Origin of the sequence: Streptomyces sp. NPDC001222, from assembly GCF_042896945.1 — a bacterium.
Lineage (GTDB): Bacteria > Actinomycetota > Actinomycetes > Streptomycetales > Streptomycetaceae > Streptomyces > Streptomyces gibsoniae.
On record NZ_JBIAXT010000030.1, the window covers coordinates 98729 to 110385 of the forward strand.

At 71.6% G+C, this 11657-nt stretch carries 11 protein-coding genes; 6 read left to right on the plus strand and 5 right to left on the minus strand.

What is annotated here, in order from left to right; genetic code table 11:
* Positions 1 to 59: 59 nt before the first annotated feature.
* Complete coding sequence (locus ACFY2Z_RS31760) at positions 60 to 467, minus strand: MarR family winged helix-turn-helix transcriptional regulator (protein ID WP_390747524.1); 408 nt, start codon at positions 465 to 467, stop codon at positions 60 to 62.
* A gap of 448 nt (positions 468 to 915) precedes the next feature.
* On the opposite strand from ACFY2Z_RS31760, the gene ACFY2Z_RS31765 reads away from it, so the two are divergent.
* The 3 genes from ACFY2Z_RS31765 to ACFY2Z_RS31775 all read left to right on the plus strand — a co-directional run bounded on the left by ACFY2Z_RS31765 (position 916) and on the right by ACFY2Z_RS31775 (position 4541).
* A complete protein-coding gene (locus tag ACFY2Z_RS31765; protein ID WP_390747511.1) occupies positions 916 to 1695 on the plus strand; it encodes a putative protein N(5)-glutamine methyltransferase in 780 nt (259 codons plus the stop codon).
* A gap of 232 nt (positions 1696 to 1927) precedes the next feature.
* Positions 1928 to 3943: an FAD-dependent oxidoreductase gene (locus ACFY2Z_RS31770; RefSeq protein ID WP_390747512.1), complete on the plus strand. Its 2016-nt coding sequence runs from the start codon at positions 1928 to 1930 to the stop codon at positions 3941 to 3943.
* 40 nt (positions 3944 to 3983) lie between these two features.
* The gene (locus ACFY2Z_RS31775; protein ID WP_390747513.1) at positions 3984 to 4541 is read left to right on the plus strand and encodes a PadR family transcriptional regulator; all 558 of its coding nucleotides are present in this window, start codon (positions 3984 to 3986) and stop codon (positions 4539 to 4541) included.
* A 381-nt stretch (positions 4542 to 4922) separates the two neighbouring features.
* Here the strand turns inward: ACFY2Z_RS31775 and dhaM are convergent, their stop codons facing one another.
* The 3 genes from dhaM to dhaK all read right to left on the minus strand — a co-directional run bounded on the left by dhaM (position 4923) and on the right by dhaK (position 6990).
* Positions 4923 to 5339, minus strand: a complete 417-nt coding sequence (gene dhaM / locus ACFY2Z_RS31780; protein WP_390747514.1) for a dihydroxyacetone kinase phosphoryl donor subunit DhaM — start codon at positions 5337 to 5339, stop codon at positions 4923 to 4925.
* The gene (dhaL, locus tag ACFY2Z_RS31785; protein WP_390747515.1) at positions 5332 to 5931 is read right to left on the minus strand and encodes a dihydroxyacetone kinase subunit DhaL; all 600 of its coding nucleotides are present in this window, start codon (positions 5929 to 5931) and stop codon (positions 5332 to 5334) included. Before dhaL ends, dhaM begins: the two co-directional genes overlap by 8 nt.
* Positions 5932 to 5997: 66 nt before the next feature.
* Positions 5998 to 6990, minus strand: coding sequence for a dihydroxyacetone kinase subunit DhaK (gene dhaK, locus ACFY2Z_RS31790; RefSeq protein ID WP_390747516.1), 993 nt, complete (start codon positions 6988 to 6990; stop codon positions 5998 to 6000).
* Between the two features lie 485 nt (positions 6991 to 7475).
* Here dhaK and ACFY2Z_RS31795 point away from each other — a divergent pair, with 485 nt between their 5' ends.
* Positions 7476 to 8831: an NAD(P)/FAD-dependent oxidoreductase gene (locus tag ACFY2Z_RS31795; RefSeq protein ID WP_390747517.1), complete on the plus strand. Its 1356-nt coding sequence runs from the start codon at positions 7476 to 7478 to the stop codon at positions 8829 to 8831.
* 190 nt (positions 8832 to 9021) lie between these two features.
* Here ACFY2Z_RS31795 and ACFY2Z_RS31800 read toward each other — a convergent pair whose 3' ends face one another.
* Positions 9022 to 9363 carry a DUF6479 family protein gene (locus ACFY2Z_RS31800; RefSeq protein WP_390747518.1) on the minus strand — a complete coding sequence of 114 codons (342 nt, stop codon included), beginning with the start codon at positions 9361 to 9363 and terminating at the stop codon, positions 9022 to 9024.
* 98 nt (positions 9364 to 9461) lie between these two features.
* On the opposite strand from ACFY2Z_RS31800, the gene ACFY2Z_RS31805 reads away from it, so the two are divergent.
* Both ACFY2Z_RS31805 and ACFY2Z_RS31810 read left to right on the plus strand, forming a co-directional pair.
* Positions 9462 to 9827: a ferredoxin gene (locus ACFY2Z_RS31805; RefSeq protein ID WP_390747519.1), complete on the plus strand. Its 366-nt coding sequence runs from the start codon at positions 9462 to 9464 to the stop codon at positions 9825 to 9827.
* 120 nt (positions 9828 to 9947) lie between these two features.
* Positions 9948 to 11132, plus strand: coding sequence for an acyl-CoA dehydrogenase family protein (locus ACFY2Z_RS31810; protein ID WP_390747520.1), 1185 nt, complete (start codon positions 9948 to 9950; stop codon positions 11130 to 11132).
* Positions 11133 to 11657 lie beyond the last annotated feature (525 nt).

Sequence of the window (11657 nt, forward strand, 5' to 3'; positions counted from 1 at the left end):
GGGCATCTGACGACGCCGGGAGGCCGTTGACCGGTACCCCCGGGTCCCAGGGGTACCGGTCAACGCCCGGCAGGATTGACGTTGTTGTAGCGCAGCAGATACGCGGCGAAGCGTCGCAGGTCCTCTTCCGGCCAGCCCGCGAGCCGCTCCCCGAAGGCCTCCCGGCGGCTCTCGGTGACCTGGGCCAGGATCCGCGTCCCCGCCTCCGTCAGATACAGCACCTGGACCCGGTGGTCGCCGGGATCGAGCCGTCGCTCGATCAGTCCGGCCCGCTCCAGGGCGGCCACCTGGCGGCTGACTGTGGACTTGTCCAGCGCGTAGTGGTCGGCCAGGTCGGTCGCCCGGGTCGAGCCGCCGCTCTCCTCCAGATGTCCGAGGAGCGTGTAGGAGACGAGCGAGAGTTCCGGATGCATCCGGCCGGCCGAGGCGCGGGCGCGCCGGGCGAACGTCGTCAACTCACGATGGATCGTCTCGACGGCCGCGCCGGCCGCAGCAGCGGTGTCCGTCGCGTCGGCCGCGTCAGCGGTGTCCGTCGCGCCGGCCGTACGAGCAGTGTCCGTCACGTCGGTCTCCTCGGCCGTTGCGGGCGTGGCCGCGCCCCGCTCGGGGCCGGCGGCTGCGTCGGACGCCTCGACTGCCTGCACGGGAGCCTCCCTGGGTCGTTCTGGTTGTAGAGTACAACCGGAATGCGGAGGCGGCCTTCGTCACCCGCCGCGCTCCGGCGTACGGCCGGTCATTCCCCTCCTGCTAGGGTGACCGTCCTGGCCGCGGATCATCCCGGCCGGTGTTGGCCGAGGAGGTGAGACCCATTTCCGCTGTGTCGGCTCGGGTGCTCTCACCTCATGTCAGCGCGGATCACCACCGTTAGGTGACCGCGAGAGCGCCCTTCGGTCAACCGAAAGGCTTCTCGGCTCCATGCCTTCCATGTCGCGATCCCGCGTCGTCTCCGCTCTGCGCTCCGCCGGTTGTGTCTTCGCCGAGGACGAGGCGGAGTTGATCCTCACCACCGCCCGCACGCCCGACGAGGTCGCCGCCATGGTCGACCGGCGGGTGGCGGGCCTTCCGCTCGAACAGGTCCTGGGCTGGGCGGAGTTCCACGGACTGCGCATCACCGTGGAACCCGGCGTCTTCGTGCCGCGCCGGCGCACCGAGTTCCTCGTACAGCAAGCTCTCGCGCTCGGGCCGGACGCCCGCGTCGTCGTGGACCTGTGCTGCGGCTCCGGAGCGGTCGGCGCCGCACTCGCCGCCGCGCTCGACGGCCCGGAACTGCATGCCGCCGACATCGAGCCGGCCGCGGTCCGCTGCGCCCGCGGCAATGTCGCCGCGTACGGCGGCCGGGTCCACGAGGGCGATCTGTTCGCCGCGCTCCCGGACGAACTGCGCGGCCGAATCGACCTCCTGGCCGCGAACGTGCCCTATGTGCCCACGCACGAGGTGCCGCTGCTGCCGTCCGAGGCCCGGGACCATGAGCCCCTGGCCGCCCTCGACGGAGGCTCGGACGGCCTGGACATCCTGCGCCGCGTCGCCGCGGAGGCGGCCCGGTGGCTGGCGCCCGGCGGCTCGGTGCTCGTGGAGACGAGCGAGCACCAGGTCCCCGGGGCCGTGGAGGCGTTCACCGGCGGGGGGCTGCGGACCCGGCTCGCGGTCTCGGACGAGTGGTACGCCAACGTCCTGATCGGGACCAGAGCGTTCTGATCGGCGAGAGGGTTCAGCGCAAGAACGTCCTGATCAGTGTGAGGGCGGCCTGTTCGGCGCAGGCGATCTCCTGACCGGCCGGCATCGGACGGTGACGGGATCGAACCGAGCCGAACCGCCCACCCCGCACAGCGATCGCGTGCGGGGCGCCCGGGCCCCATTGTGCAACTAGTTGCATAAAGGCCCCGTCCTCGTCTACAACAGAACCAGGACACGCCGGACGGAGGGCCCGATGAGCCGCTACCCGCATCTGCTGACCCCGCTCGACCTGGGCTTCACCACCCTGCCCAACCGTGTGCTCATGGGCTCCATGCACGTGGGCCTGGAGGAGGCCGAGCGCGGCTTCGAGCGCATGGCCGCCTTCTACGCCGCCCGGGCACGCGGCGGGGTGGGGCTCATCGTCACCGGCGGCATCGCGCCCAACGACGCCGGGCGCCCGTACGAGGGCGGAGCCAAGCTCACCACCGACGCGGAGGCCGAGCAGCACTCCCTCATCACCGAGGCCGTGCACGAGGCGGGCGGGCGCATCGCCCTGCAGATCCTCCACTTCGGCCGGTACGCCTACCACCGCGACCTCGTCGCGCCCAGCGCGCTCCAGGCCCCGATCAGCCCGTTCGTCCCGCACGAGCTCAGCGACGCCGAGGTCGAGCAGACGATCGACGACTATGTGCGCGCCGCCCGCCTGGCCCGCCAGGCCGGTTACGACGGCGTGGAGATCATGGGCTCCGAGGGCTACCTCATCAACGAGTTCATCGCGGCGCAGACCAACCGCCGCGAGGACCGCTGGGGCGGCTCGTACGAGAACCGCATGCGCTTCCCCGTGGAGATCGTGCGCCGTGTCCGCGAGGCCGTCGGCGAGGACTTCATCATCATCTACCGGCTGTCCATGCTCGACCTGGTCCCGGGCGGCTCCTCCTTCGACGAGGTCGTCACGCTCGCCAAGGCGGTCGAGGCAGCCGGAGCGACGATCATCAACACCGGCATCGGATGGCACGAGGCCCGCATCCCGACCATCGCCACCTCCGTGCCGCGCGGGGCGTACGCATGGGTGACGAAGAAGGTCATGGGCGCCGTCTCGGTCCCCCTCGTGACCACCAACCGCATCAACACCCCCGAACTGGCCGAGCAGTTGCTCGCCGAGGGATACGCCGACATGGTGTCCCTGGCCCGCCCGATGCTCGCTGACCCCGACTTCGTGGCCAAGGCCGCCGACGGGCGCCCCGAGGCCATCAACACCTGCATCGGCTGCAACCAGGCCTGCCTGGACCACACCTTCAGCGGGCAGATCACCTCCTGCCTGGTCAACCCGCGCGCCTGCCACGAGACCGAGCTGGTCCTCTCCCCGACCCGACTGCGCAAGAGGGTCGCCGTGGTCGGTGCCGGTCCCGCCGGCCTGGCCTGCGCCGTCTCGGCCGCCGAACGCGGCCACCAGGTCACGCTCTACGACGCGGCGAACGAGGTCGGCGGACAGCTGAACGTGGCCCGCAAGGTGCCGGGCAAGCAGGAGTTCGACGAGACGCTCCGCTACTTCCGCACCCAGCTCGACCGGCACGGCGTGGACGTCCGGCTGAACACCCGGGTGGCCGCGGCGGACCTCGCCGGGTTCGACGAGATCGTCGTCGCGACCGGCGTCACCCCGCGCACCCCCGAGATCCCCGGCATCGACCATCCCCGCGTCCTCGGCTACCTCGACGTCCTGCGGGACGGAGCGCCCGTCGGTGACCGCGTCGCCGTCCTGGGCGCGGGCGGCATCGGTTTCGACGTCGCCGAGTACCTCACCGACACCGGCGACAAGGCGAGCGAGGACCCCGCGACCTACTTCCGCCACTGGGGCGTCGACATGGACTACGACGCTCCCGGCGGCCTCGGGGCGCCCGAGCGGCCCGCTCAGCGGCGCACCGTTCACCTGCTGCAGCGCAAGACGTCCAAGGTCGGCGCGGGACTCGGCAAGACCACGGGCTGGATCCACCGCGCCGAGCTGAAGCACCGGGGCGTCACCATGGTGCCGGGCGTGCGCTACGACCGGATCGACGACGCGGGCCTGCACGTCACCGTGGACGGTGAGAGCCGCATCCTGGAGGTGGACACGATCGTGCTCTGCACGGGCCAGGAGCCCAGCCGCGGTCTGTACGAGGAGCTGCAGGCCGCGGGCCGGACGCCGCACCTCATCGGCGGCGCCGACGTGGCGGCGGAACTGGACGCCAAGCGAGCGATCAAGCAGGGCACGGAGGTGGCCGCGGCGCTCTAGCTCTCATGAGCGCTGCGCGCCGCCTCCCTAGGATGGCCCCATGTCACTCCCGCACGCGATCCTGACCGCCCTGCTGGAGAAGCCGTCCTCAGGCCTCGAACTGACTCGTCGGTTCGACAGGTCGATCGGCTACTTCTGGTCGGCGACCCACCAGCAGATCTATCGCGAGCTGGGACGGCTGGAGCACGACGGTCTGATCCGTGCCCTGCCGACCGAGCAGCCGGCCCGCGGGCAGAAGAAGTCCTACGAGGTTCTGCCCGCCGGCCGCGCCGAACTCGCCCGCTGGGCGGCCACGTCCCAGGACCCCAAACCGATGCGCGATGTGCTGCTGCTGAGGTTGCGCGCCGCGGCGGTGGTGGGCACCGAGGGCATCGAGGGCGACCTGCGTCACCACCTCGCCCTGCACCAGCGGCAGTTGGCCGAGTACCAGGAGATCGAGAAGCGCGACTTCGGGCCGGGCAGGGACTCGGAGCGGGACCGCATCCAGCATCTCGTGCTGCGGGCCGGCATCGATCTGGAGACGTTCTGGATCCAGTGGCTGACCCACGCCCTGAACGAGTTCGAGTCGCTGCCCGGACCCGCCCCTGATCTCGCTTAGCCGTACCGCTCCCGTCGTCGAGTAGAGGCCGAGTGGGGCACAAGGGCTGAACAGGCTTTGGGCCATGGCTGACGATCTCGGCTTCACTCTCTCCCGGAGCGCTGCGAGCGATGTTCGCCGCTGCCGGGCGGGGATACGTATGCTGGAGCCGCAAGCGGCGTGAACTCGCTCGCCCTGCAAGGGAGTTCGTGCCGTCGGCGCAGTTCGCTGTCGTCGCTGATACCGCGCCGACGAGTCGGCCGAGCGCCGGGCCCCCGTCCGGTCCCGGCGCTCGGCCGCATCATGGGTGCATGCTCGTGTCGCGCCCTCGCGCCCTCGCGCCCTCGCGCCCTCGCGCCCTCAAGCCCTCAAGCCCTCAGACCATCGGGTCAGTCGGGCGCGTCACTCCTTTCGGTACCCGTACGCCTCCGTGGCCGCCGCCTCCACCGCCGCCAGATCCGCGCCCGTCGAGGCCGTGACGACCGCGGCGACCGCGCCCTCCACGAAGGGGGCGTCCACCAGCCGGGTGTTCTCGGGGAGTTCGTCGCCCTCGGCCAGCAGTGCCTTCACGGTGAGCACGGCACTGCCCAGGTCCGCGAGCACGGCGACCCCGGCCCCCCGGTCCACGGCCGCGGCCGCCGCGGTGACCAGGTCGGGGCTGGTGCCGAGCCCGCCGTCGGGCGTGCCGCCCGCCGGGGCGATGGGCACCGTGCCGGCGCCGCCCGCCAGCCCCTTCGCCAGGTCGGCGACCGACTCGGCGACGGCGGCACTGTGCGAGACGAGCACGATGCCGACCAGCTTCTCCGACGTGTCACTCACCGGCGGCCTCCGCGAGTGCGGCGATCAGCAGGGCCGAGGAGGTGGCACCGGGGTCCTGGTGCCCGATGCTGCGCTCTCCCAGATAGCTAGCCCGGCCCTTGCGGGCCTGCAACGGCGTCGTCGCGACGGCGCCCTCCTCGGCGGCCGCCCGGGCCGCGTCGAAGGAGCTGGCCAGCGCGTCCACCGCGGGTACCAGGGCGTCGATCATGGTCTTGTCGCCGGGCGCGGCGCCGCCCAGCGCCATCACCCCGTCCACGCCCGCCCGCAGCGCCTGGGCCAGCTGCTCCTCGGTGACCTCCTCCGCGTCCCCGAGCGCCTTGCCGGCGCGGCGCAGCAGCGTCCCGTACAGCGGGCCGGAGGCGCCGCCCACCGTCGAGATCAGCTGCTTTCCCGCGAGTTGGAGGACCGCGCCCGGCGCGGCCGGCACGTCCTTGTCCAGAGCGGCGGCGACCGCGCGGAAGCCACGTTGCAGGTTACTGCCGTGGTCGGCGTCGCCGATCGGCGAGTCGAGCGCGGTCAGTCGATCCGCCTCGCGGTCGACGGAGGCGGCGGTCGCCGTCATCCAACGGCGGAAGAAGTCGGCGTCGAGCACTGGATCTCCTTGCGTGGTACGGACGTTGACCTCACTCACGGTCCGGGGCAGCCGTGCGCCGGACCATCACATGCCCCAGCGCAGGCCCGGCGTGCTGACCGGGGCGTCCCACAGCCGCAGCAGCTCCTCGTCGATCTGGCACAGGGTGACCGACGCGCCGGCCATGTCGAGCGAGGTGACGTAGTTGCCGACGAGGGTGCGGGCGACCGCGACGCCGCGCTCGGCCAGTGCCCGCTGCACCTCGGCGTTGTAGCCGTACAGCTCCAGCAGCGGGGTGGCACCCATCCCGTTGACCAGGACCAGTACGGGGTTGCGCGGCGGCATGTCGTCGAGGACGGCGTCCACCGAGACGTCGGCGATCTCGCGCGCGGTCATCATCGCGCGCCGCTCACGCCCCGGCTCGCCATGGATGCCGATGCCCAACTCCAGTTCGCCCGGCGGGAGATCGAAGGTCGGGGTGCCCTTCGCGGGCGTGGTGCACGCGCTGAGGGCGACACCGAAGCTGCGCGCGTTCTCGTTGACCTGCCGGGCGATGGACTGCACGCGCTCCAGCGGCTGCCCCTCGTCCGCCGCCGCCCCCGCGATCTTCTCCACGAACAGGGTGGCACCGGTGCCGCGCCGCCCCGCCGTGTAGAGGCTGTCGGTCACGGCGACGTCATCGTTGACCAGCACCCTCGCGATCTGGATGCCCTCGTCCTCGGCGAGCTCGGCCGCCATGTCGAAGTTGAGCACGTCACCGGTGTAGTTCTTGACGATGAACAGCACGCCGGCGCCGCTGTCCACCGCCGCCGCGGCACGCACCATCTGGTCCGGAACGGGGGACGTGAATACCTCGCCAGGGCAAGCTGCCGAGAGCATGCCCGGCCCCACGAATCCGCCGTGCAGGGGCTCGTGGCCCGAGCCGCCGCCGGAGATCAGCGCGACCTTCCCCGCGACCGGGGCGTCGCGCCGTACGATCACCCGGTTCTCCACGTCGATCGTCAGTTCGGGATGCGCGGCCGCCATGCCCCGCAACGCGTCCGAGACCACCGTCTCCGGGACGTTGATCAGCATCTTCATGGGAGCCTCCTGACGTGCCTGGCAGTCTTCGGTCTCGGTGGCCGTGAGCCCTGGGCGGCGAGCCACTGTCGGCAGTATCCGTGTTCGAGGGGCGCTGGTCACGTGCGTGGACGTTCTTGGGCGTGTACGGGGGCGGGGGCCGCGTACGGGGACGGCCCCGAGGTGGGTACGGGGACGGGCCGGAGGCGCGTACGGGAGTCCGGAGGCCGCCCGCTCCCTCTCTGTCGGTGGCACCCAACCGGGTTACCTCGGGGCCGAGTTCGCGATCCCCGGCGTGTACGGCATCGACCGGCGCAGCCACCGCCGACCGGACCCGGGAGTGGGCCCCGCACCCCGCAGACGCCCTCCGCTCGCGGCGGCGCAGCCCGGCCGGGCGGGGGGCCGCGGGCGCCGACGGCGGGGGACCGGCGTCGCGACGGGGTGAACGTTGTCGACGTGGGTACTAGCGTGGCAGGCGTCGACGTCTCGGCCTGGAGGGACCTGTGATGACCGTGCCCCGGATCCTGATCGTCGGTGGTGGATTCGCCGGAATGGAGACCGCGCGCAAACTGGAGCGCCTCCTCAAGCCCACCGAGGCCACGATCAGGCTTGTCACCCCCTACGACCACCAGCTCTATCTGCCGCTGCTCCCGCATGTCGCGGCCGGCATCCTGACCCCGCAGTCGGTCGCGGTCAGCCTGCGCCGGCTGCTGCGCCGTACCGTCATCATCCCCGGCGGCGCCGTCGGCGTCGACCCGGCCGCCAAGGCCGTCGTGGTGCGGAAGATCAACGGCGAGACGACCGTCGAGCACTACGACTATCTGGTGCTGACGCCCGGCAGCGTGACGCGGCAGTTCAACATCCCGGGAGTCGATGAGCACGCGGTGGGCATGAAGACGCTCGCCGAGGCCGCCTGGGTCCGTGACCACGTCATATCCCAGCTCGACCTCGCCGCCGCCAGCTCCGACCCGGTCGAGCGCGAGACCCGGCTGCGGTTCGTGGTCGTGGGCGGCGGCTATGCCGGTACCGAGACCGCCGCCTATCTGCACAACCTGACCACCGCCGCCGTCAAACGCTACCCGGGCCTCGACCCGGCGCTCATCAAGTGGCACCTCATCGACATCGCGCCCAAGCTCATGCCGGAGCTCGGCGACCGGCTGGGCGCACGGGCCCTCACCATCCTCAGGCGGCGCGGCCTCGACATCTCCCTCGGGGTCTCCGTCGCGGAGGCCACCCGGGACAAAGTCACCTTCACCGACGGCCGTGCCCTGCCGTGCCACACCCTCATCTGGACGGCGGGGGTGGCGGCCAGCCCGCTGATCGCCACGCTGGACGCCGAGACCAACCGCGGCCGGCTGGTGGTCCGCCCCGATCTGACCGTGCCGGGCCTGGACGGCGTCTTCGCCCTGGGGGACGCGGCCGCGGTGCCCGATCTCTACAAGGGGACCGACGCGGTCTGCCCGCCGACCGCCCAGCACGCGATGCGCCAGGGCTGGGCCGCCGCGAAGAACGTGGCGGCGGCGGTGCGCGGCACACCGCTGACCGACTACCGCCACCGGGACATGGGCCTCGTCGTCGACCTCGGCGGCCTCCAGGCCGTCTCCAAGCCGCTGGGCGTGGAGATGACCGGACCGCTCGCGGAGTTCGTCGCGCGCGGGTACCACCTCGGCGCCCTGCGCACGATTCCGGCCCGTATGCGCACCATGACAAACTGGACGCTCAACGCGCTGGCAGGCTACGACTTCGTCCGCACCGGCTTCCAGGCCGGCCGGCCCGCCACGCTCGCGGACTTCGAACGGACCGACGCCTACCTCACACCGGACGTGATCACCTCCCACACGGCGCCCAAGTCGACCGGCTGAGCGCCGGGGGCGGACGCCGCCGGGCCGGCACTGTCACCACGTCAGGGGCGCCCCCGGCACCGCGTGAGGGGCGCCTGCCTTCGGCTTCCGGCCTGCACGCCAAGCGCACGTCCAAGCGCGAACGGGATTCCGCCACGGACCAGGACGGCCACAGCCGAGGAGCCCGGCGGCGGCCGTCCGGCCCGCCGCCTCATGCGCCGCCGCCGCCCCGCTCCCAGCGGCGACGCCCGGTCGACGCACTGGTCCGGGATCCGAGATTGCCGTGCGCCTTCAGCTCGTGCGGGGTGAGGCGGTGACGGCTCCTCGGCACCTCGTCGGGTTCACGGTTCTCCATGACCGTACCCACCGGGCCTCCTTCGGGCAGCCTCGGCTGCTCCTCCGGGCGGGGCGGTGCGGGCTGCCGGCGCCGCAATCGCACGCCCATCCAGAAGGCGCCGACCAGCAGCGCCACCACGACCAGGCCCGCGAGGAAGGGCCAGAGGCCGAACTGCAGACCATGGGGAACGGCGAGGTCCATCGACACGGTACTCATGGCGCGACGGGTACCCCCGGTTCCCGCGGTGAACCCGGACGGCCTAGGCACACCCGGGTTTGGCCGGGCCGCCACCGGCTACCCGCTCCATCGTGACGATGACATCCCAACAGGAGGTCTACCGCTTTCTGGAGGATCGCTTCGCCTGCGCGCTGGCCTGCACCGAGTGCGCGCGGGCGTGCGTCCTGCGCGCGAGCCTCGCGGAGACGGAGGGCCCGGACGACCAGGAGCTCCTGCGCCGCAAGGGCATCATGTGCGCGGAGGTCTGCGAGGCGACCTGCCGGGTGCTGTCCGACCAGGGAGCCCAGGACGAGGCCCGCATCCGCGGCGAGGTGGAGCGGTGCCGGGCCGTCTGTCTGGAGGGCGCACATGTCTTCGACACGGCCCCTCGCGGCGAGGAGGTCGCCCGGGCCTGCCGGGCGTGCGCCCGGGCCTGTTCGGCCTTCCTGGCGACACTCGGCTGACGGGACCGGCCGGAGCCGTCGGACCGGTGGTGCGAGCCGGTGCATCGGCATTCCCAATTTCTGGAACACGTTCTACGGTGTGCGCCGACAGAACCCGGCCTTGGGGAGCCAGGAGGCGCCGTGCATCTCGACTACACACCCGAGCAGCAGCGCTTGCGCACCGAACTGCGCGGCTACTTCGCCGAACTCGTCCCGCACAACGCCTACGCCCGCCGCGGCGACCCGGCGGCCCAGAAGCGCTTCTACCGTGACACCATCCGCCGACTGGGTCGTGACGGCTGGCTCGGCGTCGGCTGGCCCAAGGAGTACGGCGGTCGCGGACTGGGCGCCATGGAGCAGTTCATCTTCTTCGACGAGGCGGCGCAGGCGGGCGTACCGCTGCCGCTGATGGCGCTCAACACGGTCGGCCCCACCCTCATGCGGTTCGGCACGGAGGAACAGAAGGCCCGCTTCCTGCCGGCGATCCTCTCCGGCGAGATCGACTTCGCGATCGGCTACAGCGAACCGGACGCGGGCACGGACCTGGCGTCCCTGAGGACGCGCGCGGTACGGGAGGACGGCGGCGGGGAGTACGTCGTCAACGGCCAGAAGATCTGGACCACCAACGGCGACACGGCGGACTGGGTGTGGCTCGCCGTGCGCACCGATCCCGACGCCCCGCCGCACAAGGGCATCACGATGCTGCTGGTGCCGACCACCGACCCCGGCTACTCCTGCACCCTCATCCGCACCCTGGCCTCGCACGACACCACCGCGAGCTACTACGAGAACGTCCACGTCCCCGTGTCCCGTCGCGTCGGTGAGGAGAACCAGGGCTGGCGGCTCATCACCAACCAGCTCAACCACGAGCGCGTCACTCTCGCGGCCCACGGCACCATGGCGATCCGCGCGTTGCACGACGTGCAACGCTGGGCCATGGAGACCAAGCTCACCGACGGCCGGCGGGTGATCGACCTGCCCTGGGTGCGGCGCCTGCTCGCCCGGACCCACACCAGGCTGGACGCGATGAAGCTGCTCAACTGGCGGATGGTGAGCGCCGTCCAGGACGGCACGCTCACCCCGCAGGACGCCTCCGCGGTCAAGGTCTACGGCTCCGAGGCCCGCCGTGACGCCTACGCCTGGCTCATGGAGATCGTCGCCGCCGCCGGAGCGCTGAAGGAGGGATCGGCGGGGGCCGTGCTCCACGGCGAACTCGAACGCGGCTACCGCTCGGCCGTGATCTTCACCTTCGGCGGCGGCAACAACGAGATCCAGCGCGAGATCATCTCCTGGATCGGCCTGGGGATGCCCCGCGTCCGCCGCTAGTGCTCTTGTGTGACGAGGATTTCTAGTTGGCACAAGAGAGGGATAGTTGGCACCGAGGTCGTTGCCGGGGAGGCCAGGGCGGTGAGCCGTGACGCGGTGGTTGGAACCTGGTCACGCATGGTGGCTCCGCCAGCAACGGTCGACGTGCAGATGAGCCGTCGCACCCGGTCAGAACCTCGGTCGCGGTGGCAGATTCGCTGTCCAGGACGCCCACGGTTCCAAGAAGGCTGTCTCCTTGGTGCCGACAAGCGTGTCTCGCGGGACGGAAAACATCAGGTCGAGGGCCCAGCATGGGGCCGACTACCGTGTCCCGGCACAATGACGCACCTACCACGACAGCACGGATGAACTCGCCCAGGAACACGTCCGGCGGGCATGGCAACCGCACTGGTACGTACGGGGCCGCGGATCAAGTCGAGGACGTCCTGCTGGGGAGCAGAAGGCGATCGGTTTCCGCTGTGCCGACCGGGGCTACGCGGCCGCGGTCAGGCCTGGTCGGCGGGAGCCTCGAAGTCCGGGGCCTCG